This window comes from Anaerofustis stercorihominis (assembly GCF_005844425.1).
GTDB lineage: Bacteria > Bacillota > Clostridia > Eubacteriales > Anaerofustaceae > Anaerofustis > Anaerofustis butyriciformans.
Genome location: NZ_SPHL01000004.1, coordinates 34626 through 55377, shown reverse-complemented (window position 1 = coordinate 55377; position 20752 = coordinate 34626). Strand labels below are relative to the sequence as shown.

Annotated in this window: 21 protein-coding genes and 1 pseudogene; 3 read left to right on the top strand and 19 right to left on the bottom strand. The window is 46.8% G+C overall.

Going from position 1 to position 20752, the window contains the following annotated elements; all coding sequences use genetic code 11:
- Positions 1 to 37: 37 nt before the first annotated feature.
- Together FGQ49_RS02165 and FGQ49_RS10800 are read left to right on the top strand one after the other, a co-directional pair.
- Positions 38 to 1927, top strand: coding sequence for a GH25 family lysozyme (locus tag FGQ49_RS02165; RefSeq protein ID WP_138268276.1), 1890 nt, complete (start codon positions 38 to 40; stop codon positions 1925 to 1927).
- A gap of 84 nt (positions 1928 to 2011) precedes the next feature.
- Positions 2012 to 2404, top strand: a pseudogene (locus tag FGQ49_RS10800) (amidohydrolase family protein); the annotation flags it as partial.
- A 136-nt stretch (positions 2405 to 2540) separates the two neighbouring features.
- On the opposite strand, the gene FGQ49_RS02155 reads toward FGQ49_RS10800, so the two are convergent.
- The 13 genes from FGQ49_RS02155 to FGQ49_RS02095 form a co-directional block, all read right to left on the bottom strand.
- On the bottom strand, positions 2541 to 3845 hold the full coding sequence (locus FGQ49_RS02155) for a tyrosine-type recombinase/integrase (protein WP_138268274.1): 1305 nt from the start codon (positions 3843 to 3845) through the stop codon (positions 2541 to 2543).
- A gap of 115 nt (positions 3846 to 3960) precedes the next feature.
- Positions 3961 to 4266 carry a helix-turn-helix domain-containing protein gene (locus FGQ49_RS10795; RefSeq protein ID WP_138268273.1) on the bottom strand — a complete coding sequence of 102 codons (306 nt, stop codon included), beginning with the start codon at positions 4264 to 4266 and terminating at the stop codon, positions 3961 to 3963.
- Between the two features lie 484 nt (positions 4267 to 4750).
- Positions 4751 to 5254 (bottom strand): sigma-70 family RNA polymerase sigma factor, encoded by a 504-nt coding sequence (locus FGQ49_RS02145; RefSeq protein WP_138268272.1) that lies wholly within the window; start codon positions 5252 to 5254, stop codon positions 4751 to 4753.
- Positions 5255 to 5712: 458 nt separating this feature from the next.
- Positions 5713 to 6084: a metal-dependent transcriptional regulator gene (locus FGQ49_RS02140; RefSeq protein ID WP_138268271.1), complete on the bottom strand. Its 372-nt coding sequence runs from the start codon at positions 6082 to 6084 to the stop codon at positions 5713 to 5715.
- A gap of 19 nt (positions 6085 to 6103) precedes the next feature.
- A complete protein-coding gene (locus FGQ49_RS02135; protein WP_138268270.1) occupies positions 6104 to 7729 on the bottom strand; it encodes an ABC transporter substrate-binding protein in 1626 nt (541 codons plus the stop codon).
- Between the two features lie 3 nt (positions 7730 to 7732).
- Positions 7733 to 8461 (bottom strand): ATP-binding cassette domain-containing protein, encoded by a 729-nt coding sequence (locus FGQ49_RS02130; protein ID WP_243112205.1) that lies wholly within the window; start codon positions 8459 to 8461, stop codon positions 7733 to 7735.
- Complete coding sequence (locus tag FGQ49_RS02125; protein ID WP_138268268.1) at positions 8434 to 9237, bottom strand: ATP-binding cassette domain-containing protein; 804 nt, start codon at positions 9235 to 9237, stop codon at positions 8434 to 8436. The genes FGQ49_RS02130 and FGQ49_RS02125 overlap by 28 nt, the downstream gene beginning before the upstream one ends.
- On the bottom strand, positions 9234 to 10016 hold the full coding sequence (locus tag FGQ49_RS02120) for an ABC transporter permease (protein ID WP_087221876.1): 783 nt from the start codon (positions 10014 to 10016) through the stop codon (positions 9234 to 9236). Before FGQ49_RS02120 ends, FGQ49_RS02125 begins: the two co-directional genes overlap by 4 nt.
- Positions 10016 to 10948 carry an ABC transporter permease gene (locus FGQ49_RS02115; protein ID WP_087221878.1) on the bottom strand — a complete coding sequence of 311 codons (933 nt, stop codon included), beginning with the start codon at positions 10946 to 10948 and terminating at the stop codon, positions 10016 to 10018. Before FGQ49_RS02115 ends, FGQ49_RS02120 begins: the two co-directional genes overlap by 1 nt.
- A 17-nt stretch (positions 10949 to 10965) precedes the next feature.
- Positions 10966 to 12702 (bottom strand): ABC transporter ATP-binding protein, encoded by a 1737-nt coding sequence (locus FGQ49_RS02110; RefSeq protein ID WP_138268267.1) that lies wholly within the window; start codon positions 12700 to 12702, stop codon positions 10966 to 10968.
- On the bottom strand, positions 12695 to 14455 hold the full coding sequence (locus tag FGQ49_RS02105; RefSeq protein WP_138268266.1) for an ABC transporter ATP-binding protein: 1761 nt from the start codon (positions 14453 to 14455) through the stop codon (positions 12695 to 12697). Before FGQ49_RS02105 ends, FGQ49_RS02110 begins: the two co-directional genes overlap by 8 nt.
- Before the next feature lie 81 nt (positions 14456 to 14536).
- Positions 14537 to 14734 (bottom strand): cysteine-rich KTR domain-containing protein, encoded by a 198-nt coding sequence (locus FGQ49_RS02100; RefSeq protein WP_087221884.1) that lies wholly within the window; start codon positions 14732 to 14734, stop codon positions 14537 to 14539.
- Entirely contained in the window at positions 14731 to 15366 is a 636-nt protein-coding gene (locus tag FGQ49_RS02095; RefSeq protein ID WP_138268265.1) for a TetR/AcrR family transcriptional regulator, read from the bottom strand. The genes FGQ49_RS02100 and FGQ49_RS02095 overlap by 4 nt, the downstream gene beginning before the upstream one ends.
- Positions 15367 to 15643: 277 nt before the next feature.
- On the opposite strand from FGQ49_RS02095, the gene FGQ49_RS02090 reads away from it, so the two are divergent.
- The gene (locus tag FGQ49_RS02090; protein ID WP_138268264.1) at positions 15644 to 16012 is read left to right on the top strand and encodes a helix-turn-helix domain-containing protein; all 369 of its coding nucleotides are present in this window, start codon (positions 15644 to 15646) and stop codon (positions 16010 to 16012) included.
- A 385-nt stretch (positions 16013 to 16397) separates the two neighbouring features.
- On the opposite strand, the gene FGQ49_RS02080 is transcribed toward FGQ49_RS02090, so the two are convergent.
- The 6 genes from FGQ49_RS02080 to FGQ49_RS02055 all read right to left on the bottom strand — a co-directional run bounded on the left by FGQ49_RS02080 (position 16398) and on the right by FGQ49_RS02055 (position 20751).
- Complete coding sequence (locus FGQ49_RS02080) at positions 16398 to 17822, bottom strand: relaxase/mobilization nuclease domain-containing protein (protein WP_138268299.1); 1425 nt, start codon at positions 17820 to 17822, stop codon at positions 16398 to 16400.
- Positions 17823 to 17895: 73 nt separating this feature from the next.
- Entirely contained in the window at positions 17896 to 18378 is a 483-nt protein-coding gene (locus FGQ49_RS02075) for a sigma-70 family RNA polymerase sigma factor (RefSeq protein ID WP_138268263.1), read from the bottom strand.
- A gap of 437 nt (positions 18379 to 18815) precedes the next feature.
- Positions 18816 to 19169: a response regulator gene (locus FGQ49_RS02070; RefSeq protein WP_138268262.1), complete on the bottom strand. Its 354-nt coding sequence runs from the start codon at positions 19167 to 19169 to the stop codon at positions 18816 to 18818.
- Between the two features lie 13 nt (positions 19170 to 19182).
- Complete coding sequence (locus tag FGQ49_RS02065) at positions 19183 to 19674, bottom strand: anti-sigma factor (RefSeq protein WP_138268261.1); 492 nt, start codon at positions 19672 to 19674, stop codon at positions 19183 to 19185.
- 10 nt (positions 19675 to 19684) lie between these two features.
- The gene (locus FGQ49_RS02060) at positions 19685 to 19981 is read right to left on the bottom strand and encodes a hypothetical protein (RefSeq protein ID WP_138268260.1); all 297 of its coding nucleotides are present in this window, start codon (positions 19979 to 19981) and stop codon (positions 19685 to 19687) included.
- Positions 19982 to 19986: 5 nt separating this feature from the next.
- Entirely contained in the window at positions 19987 to 20751 is a 765-nt protein-coding gene (locus tag FGQ49_RS02055; protein WP_138268259.1) for an ABC transporter permease, read from the bottom strand.
- Position 20752 lies beyond the last annotated feature (1 nt).

The following is a 20752-nucleotide window of genomic DNA, read 5'->3' as shown; positions in this document are numbered from 1 at the left end:
ATATACTAAATAAAAATGTCTAAAGGAAAGGGAAATAATGAAAAAATTTTTAACTTTTATTTTAGCAATTATTTTTGCAATGAATATTTTTATTGTACCTATTTCGGCTCAAACACAAAATCAAAATACATCAACAAATCAAGAAGAAATAAATGAAGACGAAAACAATACAATAAATCAAGAAGTTCAAACAACAACAAAAGAAGATGAAAAAAAAGAAGGTTCAGATACAAATAAAGAAACTGAAAAACAATCTAATCAAGAAACAGAAAATAGCCAAAAAACACAAAATCAAAATGACTCTGTATCTTCTCAAAATAACTTAACAGAAGAAAAAGATATTACTAATGATGACCCTCAACAATTTAGAGCAAACGGAGATATTTCTGATGAATTTTATTCAACAGGTCCAATGGCAAGAAGTACAAATAGCGGATTTAATTTAAAAAGTCCATATGATAATAAAACATATACTCATAACAGTAAATTTAAAGATTATAATGTAACGTATGGTATTGATGTTTCTTATTGGAATGGAACAATTAACTGGCAAAAAGTAAAAAACGATGGTATTAAATACGCATTTATCAGAGTTGGATACAGAGGATATGGGAAAATGGGAACAATCGACAACGATTCAACTTTTAAAAGAAACATCACAGAAGCTAAAAAATATGGTATAAAGGTAGGAGTATACTTCTTCTCCCAAGCAATAACAACTGCGGAAGCAAGACAAGAGGCTAATTACACATTAAAGCAAATAAAAGGTTATGGTTTAGATATGCCTGTTGTAATCGACTATGAATATGCCGGCGGAAGCGATGGTAGATTAACCAATGCAAATTTATCTAAAACTGCAGCAACAAATATTGTTATGGAATTTTGCAAAACAGTAAAAAATGCAGGATACACTCCTATGGTATATGCAAATTACAGCATGCTTAATTATGATTTAAACAAATCAACAATAGATTCCACATATAAAGTATGGCTTGCTCATTATACAAGCTCTACATCATATAGCGGTAAATATGAATTTTGGCAACATACAAGCAGTGGAAGTGTTGATGGTATTTCAGGGAGAGTAGATATAAATGTTTGGTATACTCCAAAATCATCTGAACCATCAATATCTACTCCAAAACTAACTTTTTATTCAAGTAGTGATAATGCAATAAAATTAACTTGGAATAAAATAAGCAATGCAACAGGTTATAGGATTTATAGATATAATTCTAAAACAAAAAAATATGATGTATTAAAAGACATAACATCGGGAAGTACCACAAATTATACTGACTCAAAAAGAAGTAGTGCTACAACATATATTTATAAAATAAGAAGTTTTTATACAGACAAATCAGGTTCTAGAATATACAGCAGTGCATCTTCTGCAACCTATGCAACAACAGATCCTAAAAAAGTTAGTGGTTTAAAAGTAACTACAACATATACAAATAAAATAAATCTTACATGGTCAAAAGTATATGGAGCAAGCGGATACAGAATATATAAATATAATTCTAAATCAAAAACCTATGTATACCTTGCAACAGTAAAAGGAAATACATATCAAGATAAAAAAGTTTCAAAAAATAAAACTTATTATTATAAAGTAAGAGCTTATAGAACTTTAAGCGGTAAAAACTATTATGGTTCATATTCTTCTTCGTTAAAAGCAAAAGCCGTGCTAAAAACATACTTGTCAATGACTAAAAAAACAGCAAAAGTAAAAGCTTTAGTTTTAAATGTAAGAAGCAATGCAGGAACAAGTTCAAAAAGAATAACAACAATAACATATAATAAGAAAGTTACAGCCTACGGATATAAAAATGACAGCAAAGGCAAAAGATGGTATAAAATTACCTTTAAAAAAGGGAAAAAAACTTATTATGGATATGTACATAGTAAATACCTTAAATTTTAGAGAGAACAAAATGTTCTCTCTTTTTTTTATAAAATTATAAAAAATAAGATATAATAAAATTACAGAGAGAAAGGATATAAAAAAATGAAAACAATATTTTTATCAAACAATATTATTAAAATGGAAGATAATATACATTGTAACGCAATTCTAACAGAAAACGGAATAATAAAAAAAGTAGGAACAAAAGAAGATATTTTAAAATTAAAGGATGAAAATACACAAATAAAAGACTATGAAGATAATTGTCTAATGCCTTCTTTCATAGATGCCCACAGTCATATTACAGCACTAGCAAAATCTCTTCTTATAGCAAACTTATCAAATGCAAAAAATTTTGATGATATTATTAATTTTTTAAATGAATATAAAGAGAATAATAAAATAAAAGAAGGAGAATTCTTAATAGGGTTTGGATATGATCATAACTTCTTAAAAGAAAGAAAACATCCTACAAGAGATATTCTTGACAAAGTAAGTAAAGAAATTCTAATTTCTCAGTTAAAATTTCTATACCCCTTGAAAACACTGGTGTTTCCAGCGTTTTCGCCACCTCGGTTTGGCCCTTTTCCCTCATTTTTTCCCTTGCGAGAAGAAATGAGGGAAACTTTTTTCAGGCCGTCCCTACAACCTTATCCAGCAGCCTTGCGGAAGTTCGCTTGGCCTCTCTGGTGGCGTGGGCGTAAATGTTCATCGTGGTACTTACATCAGAATGTCCCAGCAGCTCCTGCACATCCTTGGGTGCCGCCCCGTGGGAGAGAAGGTTGGTCGTATATGTATGCCTCAACAGATGGAAGTGAAAATCATCCATATCCCCGATCTTCTTTCGGGAGTATCGGCATACGCTGCTGACCGTTGCAGGGGCTTCATAAGCTCCATCGGGCCGCAGGCAAACAAAGGAAACCTGGGTGTAATCTTCCGGCGGTGTCTCTGTCCGGGGCAAGGAATAGACCTCGTAGTAGGTGCGGTTCTTTTCCTTGATGATGCGATAGTAGTTTTGGGAGTACAACGGCCCGTATTTGATGCTGTTCAGCATTTGCTCCTTTTTGGCTTCCCGCAGGATGGCCGCCAGGGTGTCGCAGAAATCCACTGTACGGATTTTTTTGCGCTTGGTGGGGCCGATCTGCGTTTTCTTCCTTACGGAGTCATACCGCATACTCCGGCGGATGGTAAGGCACTGTTCCTTCAGGTCGATGTCCTGCCAAGTCAGCCCGCACACCTCGCCGATACGAAGCCCGGCGTAATAGGCAATCTGGATAGGCAGTAACGCGGGATTGTGCTTTTTCTTCAAAAGCTCATTCAGCGCCAAATACTGCTCATGGGAAATTGTCGGCGTTTCAACGGGAAGGTCGCCTGTGCCATCTTCGGTGAACAGCTCATATTCATCGTCTTTGACCCGCTTCACCACATACTGCATCGGATTGAAGGTAATCAGCCTTTTGGGGAAAACCGCAAAGCGGAAGGAATTTTGAAGCACTGCCGAATACTGGCCCAGCGAGCCTTTGCTCAACGCCTCAACGGTTTTTCCATCGGGGCTTGTCCCTCCGAAGCTCAACAAATCCATGTAGCTTTGCAGATGGTCGGAAGTTACCGTCTTGAGCTTGCGCTTACCAATGGGGTGCTTCTTGATGCGGGAAACAGTGTTGATGTAGGCTGTCACCGTCCCATCACTCAACGAGCCGGGTTTCAGTTCTTCCTCCACCCACATATCCAGCATATCTCCCAAAGTGATGTTCTTGGCCTGTGCCAGAAACATTTTGGTTTCATAGTCCTCCATCGCCTTGCGGAGCAGAGACTCGGTTTCACTCTTGCTTTCCGTTCCCGGAAATTCCTTCTGGACACGGTTGCCGCTGGCATCCTCTACATAAAAGCGATAGTACCACTTCTTTCCTTTCTTTCTTACAGATCCTTTTGCCATAGCAAACTCCTTTCTATGCTGGCAAACGGAACCGTAGTGATGTGTCACCCTGATTATAGCAAAGGGTGGCTTTCCTATCAAACATACCGCTTGCTAAATTTCAAAGTTTCTATGTTCAATCCACCGCAAGGACCTGATTGCGGTCCAGAAGGTCACGGCCCTCGTTGATCTGCATGAAACAGCAAATCACATCCACACGGACTATGGACTTACGCCCAATCCGCAAGACCGGGATTTTCCCCCAATCCACAAGGCGGCGGAGAGTGTTGCGTCCAATGCCGGTATAGTCGGCAGCTTCTTCAATCGTCATGCCGATCTTACCAAAGCCCGCAGGCTGAACAGCGGAGTATCTTTCTGTATGAGTACGCCCGGAACTCCCGGACGGAATATTCGCATAACAAACAGGCGAATTTGAAGTCATAATTGTTCGCCTCCTTCGAGAACAAAAAAGCAGCCGCGCCGATCTGGTTGGAGCCGTTGTAACATACGGCGCACTTCGGCGCGGCTACCTTGATTTTTCAGTAACTTCAAGCCCGCTGTATTTGCCACGCATCCCCAGCGGTGGGGATATTACAGGCCGCCCTTGGCAGGGCTGTCATAACTCCGCAGCATCGCTCAAAGCGTGTGCCGCAGGGTTCCCCCTCAAGTCTGTGGGAGGTCGTGAGAAAGTATCTTTAACCCCCGCGCTGTCATCGCGCCCGGAGTGCCTGTCCGGGTCTAAGGTATGCGTTGATCGCTCGGATAGCTTGTCCCATCACCTCCTTGAAGCTATCGTCCTGGCGGCGCACCTTATGTCGCTCATCACGCGAGTTTCGTACCTGCAATACCGTATATTCAGTTGTCATGGTTCTGTGAAGGGTGAGGAAAATGTGTCCTTCACCTATCACATTTTTTAAGGCCGTTTGTTAGCTATTTTTGAGGCCCGCCGCGAACTTTTTTGAAATTTTTTTGATTGCCCTGGCAAGTGAGAGGGAGACGCTGGCCTTCGTCACTCCTTCAAGCCTGGCAATCTCGGTGACAGACTTCCTTTCAGCATAGTACAGCCAGATCCGGCGGTACTGCTTTGCGTTCAGAATGGCTTTCAATGCAGCCAGCCGTTTCTCACGCAAAGCCTTTTCCTCTGCCTGGACATCCGCCTTCAGAAGCTCAGAGAAAAATTCATCCTCGGCAGACTGAACCGCTCCGACCACATCCAGGTAATCATCCAGAGCCACCCGATTATCGTTGAAGCTCCGACCTTTCTTTTCAGTCTCGTGGTAGTCTGCATCAGACCAGGTTTTCCATTTCAGAAATTCTTCCTCACTGGAAAAGTCCGCGCGAGTGAGCCGGATGCGGCCGCTTACACTTATGTATATAATGCTGTCCTGATCGTATTTGTTCAGGGCGTATTCGCTTTTCTTATCAAACATACTTGTCCTCCATTTCAATTCAGGGGTTGACGGGTGAATTGAAATGGGGCGGTGGAGAACGGCACCCAACGGAGAACCGCAGGATATGACAAAAAACGCCTGACTGGATATAATCCAGCCAGACGCTATCTGGTGTATTTTGATATTGACTTACATCGTATAGTTCATCTTCTTGGGTATAAGTCCCCGCTGCCAGGGACAGGCATTTTTGAGGCAGGTAAATTCCTGCCGGATTATGTCGAAGCTCTCTGTGCTTCACGGCGGCTCCCTCCTAAAGCCGCCGTAACATTCAGCATAGGGTCGTCATTCTCATAAGGGCATGAAGAACGGCGGCCTTGAAATGTATTTCAAAACCGCCGCTTGGGTGAAAATGCGAATTGCGCGCACGAAACCACCTGCCCCGCAACGGTTTTTTTCTTTCCCCGTTTAGCGGGGCAGGATAGTTTGGCGTATTCGGTTCAATTCTGTTCCTGCGTGGCCGCCTCTTTCAACCGCGCAAAGCTCTCATTACTGATGATGTGTTCAATCCGGCAGGCATCGGCCTCCGCAGTCTTGGGGTCAACACCCGCCGCAATAAGCTGCTCGGTAAAGAAGCAATGGCGCTCGTAGATTTTCTCAGCGACCTCACGGCCCACATCTGTCAGATGGAGAAAGCGATCTTCGTCCATTATGAGAAAGCCTCCATCCCGCAAGGTAGCCACCGCATGGCACACGCTGGGCTTTGTAACCTCCATGTACCGGGCTACATCTACGGAGCGCACCATGCCCATCTTCTTATGGAGAACGAGGATAGCCTCCAGGTAATCTTCTCCCGATGCATGGAGTTTCATTGTATTATTCCCCCTTTTTTTATTCTGCGGGTTCCAGAGACAGAATATCAAAGAAGCAAGGTGTACCTGTGAAGGTATAGCCTGCAATCTTGTCAGTGTTATAAACAAGCATATCCTTTTGATAAGTAAGCGGAATATCCAGCACATTGCCTACATCGTAGTTAAACAGGTAGGTATAAGTATCCCGGACTTCCTGCTCATCCGACATATTGGTCAATTCTTTGATGGTAGCAAGGAACTCGTCAGAGCCTTCAATACCAGGCAGAGAGGGCGTTTGCGGCACCATGCTGTCCATAGGGGTAAACCAGCAATGGGGAGATGCAAAGGCGTACTGGCAATGCCACAAGGTCAGATCGAACTTGCCTTCCAGATAATCGGCATACCATTGCATCTGCTCAGTCCCGTAAATCGTAATATCCATTCCCACTTCTGCAAGCTGGCTCTTGATGACTTCGGCAGTAGGCATACTAACAGATGTGCTGCCAGTCTCCAGTGTGAGCAAGAGACTCAACGGTTCTCCATCTTTTTCACGGATACCGGTGCTTTCATTCATCAACCATCCAGCCTCATCCAGAAGCTGATTTGCCATATCCGGATCATAGTCATAAGTTGTTTCCAACTCCACATCCGCATAGGGAGTATCACGGGTGGCCGGGATGTCTGCCGGAGGTTCATAACCGTTAGAAATAGCTACGGACATTTCCTCTTTATCAATGGCATAGGCTATGGCCTGCCGTACACGAATATCAGACAAATAGGGGCTGGTAGCATTGGTCGTGATTACTTGCACACGGGTATCTTTTTCGGCCATCTGCCCGTCGATACCATCCATAGCAAGAGCCTGGTCGTATTCCTCATAGGTCAGAAGCGTGCCCCCGTAGATCATGTCAATCTCGCCGGTCTGGAGAGCCTGGAGGCGGGAGGTCGAGTCAGGAATGTATTTGACGATAATCTCATCCCAATAGGGTGTTTCTCCCCAATAGTCCTCGTTCCGAACAAAGCGAGTGTACTCGCCGGCCACATACTCGTCATAGATATAAGGGCCGGTGCCTGCCACGCCGGAGATAGTCTGGAAGTCACCGGGGATGATGTACTCTGGCGCGCTCATGGGGTTTACATCTGGCCAGCAAAAATCCTGAAGGTAGGCATAGAAAGGATGGTCGTAATGGAGCGTGATGGTGTATTCATCGACAATCTCAATCTCTTGAATATCGGTAATGCCCTTCAAACTGTAAAAGGACGGGTTAGATTGCTTATGTTCCAGGTTGGTCTTGACCGCCTCCGCATTGAACGGCTCTCCATTGTGGAAGGTAACTCCCTGCCGCAGATGGAAGGTGAGCTCTGTCTGGTCATCATTGTATTCCCAGCTTTCGGCCAAGCCGGGGACAATTTCTCCGTTGTCAAAGTCCACCAGATTCTCATACACCAACTTGGATGTGCAGCACAGGGAGTTGTTCATGTAGAGGGTGGAGAGGTCTGTGGTTTCTGCTCCAATAGCGTAGGTCAGCACTTTCTTTTCAGAGTCTGCCGTAGTTGATCCATCGCCGCCAGACTCCGCAGGTGTCTGATTACTGCTGCAAGCAGCAAGGAGCATGGCGAAACAACAAATGGCCGCAATGAGACGAGCAAGTTTTGATTTTTTCATGGTTTACTTCCTTTCTTGTGAATTTATGTCAATATTAGATTGACCGATATTAACGATTTGCCCGCTTTCCAGCTCATAAATGCGCTGGGACAGGCGATAGGCGAATTTCATATCGTGGGTGATAAGGAAATAACTGCACCGGTATTCCCGATGGTATGCCTCCAGAACCTCCCGAATCGCCTTTTGAGAGATCAGATCAAGTCCGCTGGTTAACTCATCCAAAATAAGATAGTCAGGCCGCACAGCCAGCGCCCGCAGCAGTGCAACGCGCCGCTGCTCACCACCGGATAGGTTTTTGGTTGGCGTATCCAATAGTTTTCTGCTGGTGGCCGTCAGATCCATCAGTTCTAAAATTCTCTTTTTACGCTCCTCGGAAGATAACTTGGTCAAATTGCGCAATGCTTCCTCCAAGTTATGCCCTACGGAGAGCCTGCGGTTCAGGCTGCCAGTGGCATCCTGGAAAACGGCCTGTATCTTTGTGCGATGGCTACGCCACTGTCCATAACTCCATTTGGCAATGTTCTCGCCATCCAGCAAAATCTCGCCACTGGTGGGGCGTTCCAAACCGATTAAGAGGCGGGCCATTGTGCTTTTTCCACTACCGCTTTCCCCGGTAAAACTGATATTTTCCCCTTTTACCCATGTAAATGAAATGTCTCTTATCGCATGAAAGGGCTTGCCAGAGGCGTCCAGAAAGTCTTTGCTCACATTTCGGACTTGGATTTCTTCCATGTCCAGCCACCTCCTTCCTCAACCATAGCCAGACGCACGAACTCTTTTGTCCACTCCTTATGAGGGGTGGCAAACAAATCTGCCGTTGTGCCACGCTCCACAATGATTCCGCTCTGCATCACAAGCAGCTCATCACAGAGAGTGCGAATAGCTGCATCATCATGGGACACAAACAGAATTGCTGCCTTTTGTTTCATTTGCGTCAACTCTTGGTTCAGATACGCCTTGTTTTCTTCATCCAAAGCGGAGGTCGGCTCATCTGCAAAGATGTACCGAGGGGAAAGGCCAATTAAAATCGCCATAGTTGCCCGCTGAAGCATACCTCCGGATAGCTGGCCGGGATAGGAACGATAAACCCGATTCGTATCCAGAAGATTGACCTTTTGCAAAACATCCATACTAAGTTTGCGGGCAGCATTTTTGTCTAATCGAAGCCGTTTCCGAAATGTCTCTGACATCTGTGTCCCAACTGGCACATGGAGATTGAAAGCAGTCATCGGGTTTTGCGGAATAAATCCCAAAGTTGTCCCGCAGAGATCCCGCCGCACTTTTTCTGGCTTTTTTAGCAGGTCCTCTCCATCCAGCAATATTTGTCCAGAGTTAATGGATACATCCCCATCTGATACCCCCATCAGCGCCTTTAAGAGGGTGGTTTTGCCGGAGCCGCTGGCACCGGTCAATCCAGTACAGACACCAGGGGTCAAGGTAAACTCCACATGATCCAGCAGAACGACTCCTTTTGATGTTTGAACAGACAGGTTTTTGACCTCTATCATGCCGCGTCACCTCCCTCCAACTGTTTTGCCAACAAATTAAAGGCCAAGGTACACAGGAAAATAAATAGTATCGGCAGGAAAAGCAACGATGGATGGGTCATCAGCATACTGCGCCCCTCGGAGAGCATCGAACCCCAGTCAATCACATCATCGCCCAAGGTTAGCCCGATAAAGGAAAACGCCGAGATATTCATAATCATTTCCGCGCAGGACAGGCAGAGGAAATGTACCAAGGGTCGGATAATGTTCGGCAAGATATGGACAAATAACACCCTGCTGCGGGAGGCCCCGGAGGACACCGCGCACAATACATAAGCCTTATCCAGTTCAATCTCTGTCTGTGTTTTGACCAGTTTAATCATCCTCAAAATCAGAGAGACCGTCAGCGCCACCAGCATCGTAGGGATGCTGTTTCCCCATATCCCGACAAAAATGATAAGGTAAGCTAAAGGTGGGATCGCTGTCACAGCGTCCAGCAAGCTACTGAACACCAAACTTCTGGCGGCATTTGCTCTGCCCAGCCATAATCCGATCAGCGTACCAAGAACAAGCACAATGCCTCCGCCCAGCAACACAATACCGAGGGTCACATAACCGCCATACAAAAGTCGGGATAATTCACAGCGACCAAACTGGTCGGTCCCCAAAGGGAACTCTGCACTGAATGGCGCATACTTGTTAACAATATCCATCGCCTCCGGGTCATGTGGTGCGATAAGAAATCCGAGAAAACAAAAAATAATGATGAGGACCGGAATTATCCATTTCAAATGTTTCATTACAGGTCCCCCTTTCGTGTCTGGAGCAGGCGCTGGATAATGTCTGCCAGAATGTTGAAAATCACCAGTGCAAAAGCAAGAAACAGCACCGTTGCATAAATCACGGGCAGATCACGATTTGTCAGGCTGTTTACAATCCGATACCCCAATCCTGGAAGAGAAAAAATGTTTTCCACTATGGCGGACCCCGCCATACACATTCCCATCATCTGCATAAATGTCGGAACCGTAGAGATGATAGCCTGGGGCATAGCGTAGCGCACTACAATATAAGGATCGCTTAACCCCCTGCAACGGGCGTAGAGAACACTGTCCTCGCTCATGGCCTGCTGAATTGCCTTTGAAAGCATTTGTCCGAAAAAAGCAATCCCGCCAACCGCCAGACAGAGTGCCGCCGGAAGGTATCTCATTAAACCTGTATTTCCGGATACACTAATCAGGTTCCACCTCACGGCTACCACATCAATAAATGAAGTTGCCAAATAAAACGCTGGGATTGATATTGCCGCGATGGACGCAAATGCCAGGATTTTGCCGATCACATTCTTTCGTGTCAGATAGAGCAGAACCCCCAATATCAGTGCCCCAACCGCTTGAAGAACCGCAGATAGTAGCACAATACAGGCAGTTTCCTTTAGGGCTGACCCGACAATAAGGAAAACATCCCGATTGTCCACATATGAATTTCCCAAGTCAAAATGAAGCAAATCGTTCAGCCAGTCCAGATACTGGACGACAATCGGGCGATTCAATCCCATCTGCTCACGCACTGCTTCAATACGCGTCTCATCGACCGTGAATATACGGCGCGAGTAGGCTTCGGCGGCATCGATGGGCGAAAGCTGCATCAGGATAAAAGTGATCGCCGTTACCAGAAATAAGGTTAAAAAAAGTTGTAAAATTTTTTGGAGTAGAAATCTTTTTGTACTCACACCTCCGCCTCCCTGCACTATGCGTTGATTTTCCAGTCAATCGCAGCTTTACGATTCAAAATGAAATCAGCGTAAATGCCCTTTTGCTGGATGAGTTGGTCGTGGGTGCCGTGTTGAACAATCCTTCCGTGATCCACCACTAAAATCTGGTTTGCATGGCGCACCGTTTTCAGTCGATGGGCGATCATAATAATGGTCTTGCCTCCGGTTAATGCTTCAATGGCCGCTTGAAGTTCCGCCTCATTCTCCGGATCAACATTTGCGGTTGCCTCGTCCAAAATTACGATGGGAGCATCCTTCAGCATGGCTCTGGCTATGGAAAGCCGCTGACGCTCACCGCCGGATATTGTGGCTCCTCCTTCACCAATCACCGTGTCATAGCCGTCAGGCAGCGCCATAATGAAATCATGGCACCGGGCGGCTTTTGCCGCAGCCACCACTTCTTCATGACTGGCCGCCGGCTTACCAAACTTGATGTTATTTTCAATACTGTCGTTGAACAAATACACATTCTGAAAGACCATACTGAAATTGCTCATCAAGCTGTCCAGCGAATAGTCTTTTACATCAATACCGCCCAATTTCACGGAGCCTTTGTTCACATCCCAGAACCGGGCCATAAGGCTGGTAAGCGTTGTTTTGCCGGAACCGGAGGGTCCCACAATAGCGGTAGTCGTGGCTTCTGGAATTGTGAAGCTCACATCATCAATGATTTTCCGATCTCCATAGGAGAAGTCCACATGCTCAAATGAAATGTCATGGCTTTTCGGCACCTGAACAGAGCCGCCCTCATCCATCCTGGGTGCCCGGTCAATTTCCTCTACCCGGTCAATGGAAGTATCAATCATCGGCAGCATAAAGAACATCTCACCAGCCGATTCCAATTCGCTATATACCAGGAACGCAGATACCACCATCATCAAGCAGGTGAACAGCGACATATTCCCTTGCAGGAAAAGCCAGATGGAAAGCAGGATTGCCAATACAGAAGTAACACGCAAAACAACCTGCTCCAGCACATTGTAGGGGATGCGTTTGCGCTCCAATTTGAAGTTTTGATTTTCTGTTTCTTTGATGGTATTGTTTAGAGTTTGTTTTGCCGCTTTATCCCCGTGGAAAGCGCGCACCACACTCATGCCCTGTATGTATTCCAGCACAGCATCCACCAATTTAGTCTGTGCAGTCAATCGCCCTGGGGAAAGCTCACGGGATTTCTTAAGTAGTCGGGAATTGACCCAAAGGAACAGCAGTATCCCAACAAAGAACACCAGACCGATTCTCCAGTCGAAGCACATGGTCGCCAGAGAAAAAATCGTAGTCCGGATCATACCCACAACTGTCCGGGCGATCACTGCAAAAGACATACTCTCCAAATCGGACATTGTAGAGGTGGCTGCCGCAGTAAGACTGCCAAGGCTCTGTGCGTTGAAATAACCCATCGGCATATATTTCATGCGTTCACCGATGTGAATACGCTTTTCTCCGCACATTCGGTAGTTGGCATGTCCCTCGCTATTGTGGGCCAGATACCAGCAGAACGCGGCACCAGCCACACTAATCGCCATGATTCCCAAAGCTGTCCATGCGGTGGTTCCGGTCATGTTCTGTTCTACCAATGCCCGCAGCACTACCAATAGAGCGACAAATTGTAACGCCTCAAAAATGCTCCGCAGCAGTTCAAAGGCCATGCCTTTATACCAGGTGCCTTTCTCTGTCCCGGAAAATCGAAAGAACCGTTTATATGCGTCAAACATACGCCGCACCTCCTTCCATCTGATCGTTGTCTCGCGCCTGCGTGTGAGCTGCCCACATTTGCTGATATAGCGGACACCGCTCCAACAGTTCTCCATGCGTCCCGGCATCCAAAATCTTACCGTGATCTACCACAGCAATTTGTTCCGCTCCGGTAATGGTGGACAGGCGATGGGCAATCACAATGAGTGTCTTTCCGTGAGTCAGCCGTCCTATGGCATCCTGAATGACCGCCTCGTTTTCCGGGTCCGTGTAAGAAGTTGCCTCATCCAAGATAACAATGGGTGCATTTTTCATCATGGCGCGTGCAATAGCTACTCGTTGCCGTTCGCCGCCGGAAAGATGTCCGCCAGCACCTCCCACAATCGTGTCATAGCCGTGATCCAATCCCATGATAAACTCATGACAGCCCGCAGCCTTTGCCACCGCCTCAACTTCGGCATCCGTTGCCTCTGGCCTGCCCATGCGGATATTCTCACGGACGGACAAATTGAACAGAAAATTATCCTGGGATACATAACCAATCAGATCCATTACCTGCTCTGGAGGAAGTTCTTTTGCGTCAACACCACCAATGGTGATATGCCCGCCTCCTACATCCCAATAAGAGGCGATGAGTTTCGCAATCGTGGATTTACCAGAGCCGGACGGTCCTACTAACGCCGTTGTGGTTCCTTGTCTGATGTCCAGATTGATACCGTTCAGAACCTGCGTATCCTTATAAGCAAAAGTCACATCCCGCAGAGAAATATCCAATCCTTTGAGATTTTTCCTCTGGGACGGACGATTCAGATCAGGCTCGGACAATACAGCAGTAATTTCTCCGGTGATAGTTGCAATTTTAGAAAAATCATCCGTCAGAAAGATAGCGGCAACCAGCGGCCCCATAATGCCAAGAGAAAGAATGGCAATGGTGATAAAGTCCGGAGCAGACAAAGAGCCGTTCATATAGAACAGGCATCCCACAGGCAACACACCAATCAGTACAGCAGGCCAAATCGTCATCATCAGAGCAGAATAGCCCTGGGTGGATTTCATCCAGTCCAGCATGAGATCCACGCTCTGACGGACAGCCTGTGTAAACTTTCCATAGGAGGCAGCACTTTGATTGAACGCCTTGATAACCTCAATCCCATTGATGTACTCCACAGTGGTGGCGCTCATATACTTACTTGCCTGAACAACAGCACCGTATTTTTTAGGGTATTCCTTCATCTGGGCCATGTAACAGAGCATCCCGATGGGTATCGTAATCAGGGATACCAGTGCCATTCTCCAATCCAACACAAACAGGTAAATAATGATGGCGATGGGGACAAGCAGGTTAGAAGTCATTTCCGGGATGATATGTGCCAGAGGGACTTCCATTTGCTCTACACGCTCTACCATTGTTGTTTTCAGCCGTCCCGAAGGTGTATCCGTCAAATATCCCATAGAAACACGCGTTAATTTATCCGCAATCGCCTGTCGTATTTCTGAAAGCACATGGAATGTCGCTTCATGGGAACATCTGGTAGATAACCCATGAAAAACGGACTTCATCAGATAAGCTATAAGGGCAACAATTCCCCATGTTAAATAAGCAAAAAAATTCGTTTCACCTCCAATCAGCAGATTTACGATCCTTGCCACAGCGAAATATGGCACGATACCACTTGTGACGCTGATAACAGCAAGAATGATAGAAAGCAAAAAGCCTGATTGATGCGGTTTAATGAATGTCATCAGATTTACAGAATCTTTTTGTCGCTGCATACAATTCCCTCCTTTTAGTTAGCAGAACCTAACCATAGGTTAAAAGTAAAAGCCGACAATCCACAGGATTTATCCTGTAAATTATCGGCTCTGCGTCTTGGCGTCTGGCTCTGATAATATGATGCTTTGTCCCTGCACATCTACGATGTGTTCTTTCCCGCATTTAGGACAAAATAGCGGAAAGTGTTTGAGAACAGTATCCGGATTTACTTTCGTGCGGGTTTTGTTGCCGCAGGTAGGACAGTGAATCCAACCGTTGCGGTCAATCCAACCACTCATACGACATCACCTCCATCCGTAGAAAAGATGGTCTGCCATCCAGCGGTATAGAAACGCCGCATTTTGCGGATATGCTCCAATGCCTGGGCTTTCGGCATATCGTGAATGATAACCTCAAACATTCCCGTATAGAAAGCACTGGAAAGAAGATGATTTAGTTCCGGCGTGAGCCGGCCGCTTGTTATTGCATCATTTCCAGATGCCTCAATATACTTTGCAGTACATTCTGTATCCAGCTCAACAACACGATGAATAAACTCTTGATAGACACTATTCTCTCCACTGGTAAGCAACAGCTTAAATTCATCGAAATGATCGTAAAGATAGTCCACTACTTTAGGAAAGCCATCATTGGAATATCGAAGCATTTGCTCTGTCTGCTCATTACCTGGCATCGTGGTAAACCCGGATAATACGGTTTGTAACAATTCACAAAAACCGTCCGCCGCCGGTTGAACCAGGGACCGATATAGGCTTTCTTTATCAGGGTAGCGAATATAGATTGCGCCTTTACTCGATCCAGCCTTTTCTGCAATTATCCGGAGAGAAGCATTTTCATATCCATTTGCTAAAAACTCCTCTTTAGCACATTCCATGAGCTTTTCAGTCACTCCCGCCACTCTTTTTGCCATAGTTCGCCTCCCTTCATTCAAGACCACCAGTTTCAATCCATCGGTCTTAATATATCATATCGAGTAACCGGTGTCAATAGGTCATTCTAACTTTGAGTAGTCAAAGCTAACAGTGCATTAACAGGTTGAGTTTTCTCTATCGGTATCCTCAGTGTAATCCGCTGACTTTCATCATAAAATTCTTTACATTGGCGGAATTATAAAATGAAGCTAAAGCGCATATCATATCATTCCCAGCGCATCCTATGAACAATAGAATGTAATAGGGTGATGTGATATGCCGAATGTGAAAGATTGCCCTGGATTTGAAACCTTCGGAGCAGATGTTCAGCAGGCGCGTGAAGCTGTAAAAATGTCCCGCCGGGAGCTGGCTGAAAAGGTCGGTATCGACCCGCGCTATCTTGCAAATATTGAGCTGTGCGGCACAATACCCAGCGTGCCGGTTGTGATGCAGCTCATCCGCATTTGCAAGCTGCCCGCAGAACGCTACTTCAACCCGGAGTTACTTCGGGAGGACAGTGAGCTGCGCCAACGGACAAGCCACAAATTACAGCTTTGCCCGGAGAAGTATCTGCCCATTGTGGAAGGCGTCATTGACGGAGCCATCAAATTAAAAGATGCGGATGATGAGAAGGAGGATGTGTAAGCGTCCTCTTTTCTCATTTGAAGAAATACCGCCCGAAAGGGCAAAAATACGGGGTACGAGAAACCGGCAAGCAATGCCTCGTGGGACCCACCGAGGCCAAACCTGGGATTTTCGCTGGCGCGAAGATCCCAGGTTGCTTGTTGAGGGCGCTGCCCCCAAACCCCCATAAACAGCTCCATTTTGGAGCTGGCTGCGCGTTCTGGTAGAACGCTTTTTCCATCGCCCAGGCGATGGATAGCACAGGACAGAAACCGCATCAAGAGCAAGCCGCCGGTGGGCGGATGCTTCGCACTCTTGACCCGGTTCCCGTCCTGCGCCGGTGAGCAGACAAGAGGGAAAGCCGCCGCAGGCTTTCCCTCCCGAAAAGCCCAAATCCATGAGTCAGTCATCGTCCCTGGCTCTGCTCCTGGGCGTGTTCTTTTTCTGTCTGCTTTTCTTCCTCATAGCCCATGATGCGGTCTACATTGGCCTTGACGGTCAGAAGCTCCTTCATCTCATCACGGGCCTTTCGGTAGCCGGAATAGGCTGCCTTTTTTTGTGCCATCAGCTCCGCATATTCCGCCTGCAAGCTCTTGACGGTGGGGAGCTTTTTCATTCCCAGCTCATCAAATGCTTTCTTTGCGGTCTGGTGTAAAAGGATGTCTGCCTCATGCTCGGCGCGGAACTTCTTTGAATATCCGGCCTTGCGATATGCGACATAGACCTCCCGCGTTTTGGCGTAGTTGATGATGTGGGTGCGGAGGACCGCAATCTCCGTCATTCGCTTTTCCGCTGCCTTGATCTGCGCGGACAATTCATTGTACAGGGCGGTGGCTGCCGCTGTCTTTTCCGACAGCACTTTATAATCAAGCAGTTTATGCTCGGAGAGATAATTCATGGTCTGCGCCATCTGCTTCAGATTGAAGCCGGTGGCCCATCGCTGATAACCGGCCCCCTTGCCAGCGCGAAGCTTTTCCTGAATATCGACCATCAGGCTCACAGCCTGTTTCGGCTCCGGGTGGGGCGTGGTCCTGGTGGGGGTATGTTCCTTTTCTCCGGCCAGAACCGCACGAAGCTCGGCTTCACTGTACCCTTTGCCCAGCTTCTTACTCATGCGGGCGGCATTGTCCCATCCAGGTGCTTTGATGCTGTACGACTGCCCACGGCGGGACACCTCGCAGCCCATCCCTTCCAGCAGCTTCAGCAGGGCATCGAAGTCGGCGGGTTTATGCTCCAGGGCCTGGTCGATCATCACACGCAGCGTCTCCCGCTGAGATTGTTTGGCCCGATCACCCAGCCACTTGTTATAGCTCTTTCCATGCGGCTTCGGGTTCTCTACAATGGAATATCCGTTCTCTATACAGATGGTATCATTAAGCCGCCGGACCGCGCGGGTGCTGCCCCAAAAGTTCCGAAACTTTCGCTGGTAGTCCAGCGCGGTGGCATCGAAAATGATGTGATTATGGATGTGTTTTCTATCAATGTGAGTGCAGACAATAAAGGCGTGTTTCCCCTTGGTGAAGCGCCGCGCCAGCTCACAGCCCAGCCGGTTTGCTTCTTCCGGCGTGATCTCACCAGGGACAAAGGATTGTCGGATATGATAGGCAATCACATCGTCCTCACCCCGTACCCGGCCGGTGGCGGCGATGTACTGCCGCTTATTGAAAAGGAACTCCGCATCTGCAATCCGGCTGTCACATTGATAGCTGGTAATGAGCCTGCCGTTATCTGTTTTCTGCGGATTTTGAACATAGTCGATGATGTCGCTGATGGCCGTCCCCACCGTCCGGCCTTTGCCGGTGTGCAGGGGCATGAGCCGCGTGGTTGCCATGAAAAAGCCTCCTTCCATGATGAGGGCGGCCTGCATCTGCAGGCCACCCCTGTTGATAGTTTCTTATTCTGCCTTAACGCAGTTTGCGGAGCTTATGGAGCGCCGCAGCAATAGAACGGGACACACTGGCTTTAGACCGTCCTTCAATCCTGGAGATCTCTGTGATGGATTTTTCTTCGGCCAAACACATCCAGATCCGGCGGTACTGCCTGGCGGTCAGAAGGGCTTTCACCTTAGCCATGCGCTCCTGACACAGAGCTTTCCGAGCCGCTTCGATTTCATCAGCCAGAAGCTCACGGAAATAAGCATCCTCCGCAGACTCCACCGCACCTGCCGCGCTTATGTTTTCATCCAGAGGAACCCCGTTATCGTAGTATCCACGCCCCCGGCGTTCCGTCTCATAGTAGTCCTCATCGGACCATTGTTTCCAGCGAAGAAATTCTTCCTCACTGGAAAAGTCTGCGCGGGTGAGCCGGATGCGTCCATTCACACTTATGTAGATGATGCTATCTTTCTCGCGCTTATTCTGCGCGTATTCACTTTTCTTATTGAACATACTTGTCCTCCATTTCAATTCAGGGGTTGACGGGTGAATTGAAATGGGGACGGTGGAGAACGACACCCCACGGAAAACCGCAGGATGCGACAAAAAACGCCTGACTGGTCATACGCCAGCCAGACGCTATCTGGTGTGTTTTGCTGCTTACCTACATAGTATAGTTCATCTTCTTGGGTATATGTCCCCGCTGCCGGGGACAGGCTTTTTTTGACAGGTAAATTCCTGCCGAATTATGTCGAAGCTGTTCTCGCTTCACGGCGGCTCCCTCCTAAAGCCGCCGTGATCTTTAGCTTGTGGTCGTCATTCCTTTGAGGGACAAAAGAGCGGCGGCCCTGATTTATTCAAAGCCGCCGTGATATATAATGATGGCATGATGATTGCCTGCTGAACGACGGCTTTTTTTCTTTTGCCGTCGTCCGGCAGATGATAGAGCATTATGGTTCGGGGTTATTCAGTGCTTTTATTTTCGCAATCAAATCATAATCGGTTTTGCAGCAAAAAACGCCGCCATAAAGTTTTGTCTGTTGTACAAGCAGGTAATCGTCATTGCCAGACATAAGTAGGAAAGGAACGGAGATCCCTCGTTGACGAATATCTTCAAGCAAATCCAATCCTGTGCCGTCTTTCATATTGAAATCGGAACATATCGCATCTACTGTAATCGCTTGAAGAATATCCAATGCGTCCTTGACGCCCGTAGCCTTAATCGTATCAAAATCACCTGATAACACGGATGACAGGAATTGCAGATATTCCGTATTATCGTCCACTACTAATAGTCGTTTCATAACTTTCTACCGTCTATTCCACATCAATCTGGATAGCGCCTGAATAGTCTGTGCCGGTGATCCCAATATAGTTAGCTCCCGCTTGAAGTTGGACGGTAACGCTACCGCTGTCGGATTTAGAAAGCACTTTTTCCTCTAATTCCGGGGAAATGTAAATGAGTTGGCAATTTCCAGATTGAACATCAAAACTATACTGGATGGTGATTTCCCGGCACTCATTTTCTTTGAGGTCGGTATCCGCTACCAAAATATCCTGTCCATCGAAGCCCATTACAGAAGCGTCATAAGTAGCTTGAAAAGCATAACTATCCGAAGTACGACTGCCCTCAAAGGACTGATAAGGCGTTATGAGCGCGTTGCTTTTCCCGATCACCACATCGTCACTTAGCTGCGTTGCTCCGTCTTTTAGATTTTCGCTTAATCTATCGAGGCCAGAGCAGGCAGTACAGGCCAGCAAAGTAACAGCAATCAGACAACATCCAAAGATTTTTCCAATTTTGTGCATAACCATTTCCTCACTGAACGAAAGTAAGGAACAAAGCGAGTGCAACAATTCCCACCATCAGCAACAACCAAAAAGCACTGATTGCTGTTGATACGATATTGATAACGCTACGGCTTTCCCTGTTACGCACACAAATTACCGAAAGAATCAGGCCCAGCAGAACAAAAACGATATTGGCTCCGGCCCAAACAGTTCGGATGCCGTCCGACAGCGAAAGGTGCAGAAATGACGGAATAAGGGCCGCCAGCGGCAGGATGCTCACAATGAGCGCAGCTATACTGATTGATTGAAGTTTTTTCTTTTCCATAGTATTTACCTCATTTCTTTTTTCCCAAATCGGGTGACGGCCAACGCGAAAAACAGACCGAACACTATAATCGCGCAGGGCAGGAACGGAAACATCGAAAAAGCGGCGTCGGAAGCTTCTGCTGTAAAATCATGGAGAGAGCAGGAAACGAGATAACCGCTGTAACAGTACGGATAAACAATCCACAGCGGCGTATTCGCAACCAAGATACCGGGAATTACAAGCAGCAAATTCAACCCAACGGAAAGAAGCGGCTTTTCAAACAGAACCGTGATTGCCCACATAGCCGCAATACACGGCAGCATTGTCAGAAACAGCCCCAAGCACCATTTCAGCAGATACAGGATCGGCAAGGTTTCTGTTACTCCCATCGTCTGTGTCGCAATCAATCCCGCAATTACAAACACTGCAAGAAACACCACCATTTCCATGAACAGGTAAAATGCCAGCACACAGAACTTGGCAATCGAAAGCGCGTATCGGCTGACCGGCAACGCCAGCATTTTTAAGATGCCATTGTTACCGGTTTCCCGGCCTGCAATCATCACACAGACAACAATCATACTGAACGGCAACAGGTAATACGCATAAACCAATGCGCTTTGAATGAACATGGCAGGCCATGCGTTTGTATATTCCGGGGTGAAATAGCGGCTCAGGCTTGCAACCCCGGAGGCAACCACCAACAGTGGTGCGATAAAGATCAGTGGTACGATCTTTGAGCGTTTCACCTTCATAAACTCAATTCTGAGCAATTCCAAAAAGCTCATT

Coding starts and splice junctions, on each gene's coding strand:
- FGQ49_RS02165 (WP_138268276.1), top strand. CDS start 38: ATGAAAAAATTTTTAACTTTTATTTTAGCAATTATTTTTGCAATGAAT.
- FGQ49_RS02155 (WP_138268274.1), bottom strand. CDS start 3,845: ATGGCAAAAGGATCTGTAAGAAAGAAAGGAAAGAAGTGGTACTATCGC.
- FGQ49_RS10795 (WP_138268273.1), bottom strand. CDS start 4,266: ATGACTTCAAATTCGCCTGTTTGTTATGCGAATATTCCGTCCGGGAGT.
- FGQ49_RS02145 (WP_138268272.1), bottom strand. CDS start 5,254: ATGTTTGATAAGAAAAGCGAATACGCCCTGAACAAATACGATCAGGAC.
- FGQ49_RS02140 (WP_138268271.1), bottom strand. CDS start 6,084: ATGAAACTCCATGCATCGGGAGAAGATTACCTGGAGGCTATCCTCGTT.
- FGQ49_RS02135 (WP_138268270.1), bottom strand. CDS start 7,729: ATGAAAAAATCAAAACTTGCTCGTCTCATTGCGGCCATTTGTTGTTTC.
- FGQ49_RS02130 (WP_243112205.1), bottom strand. CDS start 8,461: ATGGAAGAAATCCAAGTCCGAAATGTGAGCAAAGACTTTCTGGACGCC.
- FGQ49_RS02125 (WP_138268268.1), bottom strand. CDS start 9,237: ATGATAGAGGTCAAAAACCTGTCTGTTCAAACATCAAAAGGAGTCGTT.
- FGQ49_RS02120 (WP_087221876.1), bottom strand. CDS start 10,016: ATGAAACATTTGAAATGGATAATTCCGGTCCTCATCATTATTTTTTGT.
- FGQ49_RS02110 (WP_138268267.1), bottom strand. CDS start 12,702: ATGTTTGACGCATATAAACGGTTCTTTCGATTTTCCGGGACAGAGAAA.
- FGQ49_RS02105 (WP_138268266.1), bottom strand. CDS start 14,455: ATGCAGCGACAAAAAGATTCTGTAAATCTGATGACATTCATTAAACCG.
- FGQ49_RS02100 (WP_087221884.1), bottom strand. CDS start 14,734: ATGAGTGGTTGGATTGACCGCAACGGTTGGATTCACTGTCCTACCTGC.
- FGQ49_RS02095 (WP_138268265.1), bottom strand. CDS start 15,366: ATGGCAAAAAGAGTGGCGGGAGTGACTGAAAAGCTCATGGAATGTGCT.
- FGQ49_RS02090 (WP_138268264.1), top strand. CDS start 15,644: ATGCCGAATGTGAAAGATTGCCCTGGATTTGAAACCTTCGGAGCAGAT.
- FGQ49_RS02080 (WP_138268299.1), bottom strand. CDS start 17,822: ATGGCAACCACGCGGCTCATGCCCCTGCACACCGGCAAAGGCCGGACG.
- FGQ49_RS02075 (WP_138268263.1), bottom strand. CDS start 18,378: ATGTTCAATAAGAAAAGTGAATACGCGCAGAATAAGCGCGAGAAAGAT.
- FGQ49_RS02070 (WP_138268262.1), bottom strand. CDS start 19,169: ATGAAACGACTATTAGTAGTGGACGATAATACGGAATATCTGCAATTC.
- FGQ49_RS02065 (WP_138268261.1), bottom strand. CDS start 19,674: ATGCACAAAATTGGAAAAATCTTTGGATGTTGTCTGATTGCTGTTACT.
- FGQ49_RS02060 (WP_138268260.1), bottom strand. CDS start 19,981: ATGGAAAAGAAAAAACTTCAATCAATCAGTATAGCTGCGCTCATTGTG.
- FGQ49_RS02055 (WP_138268259.1), bottom strand. CDS start 20,751: ATGAGCTTTTTGGAATTGCTCAGAATTGAGTTTATGAAGGTGAAACGC.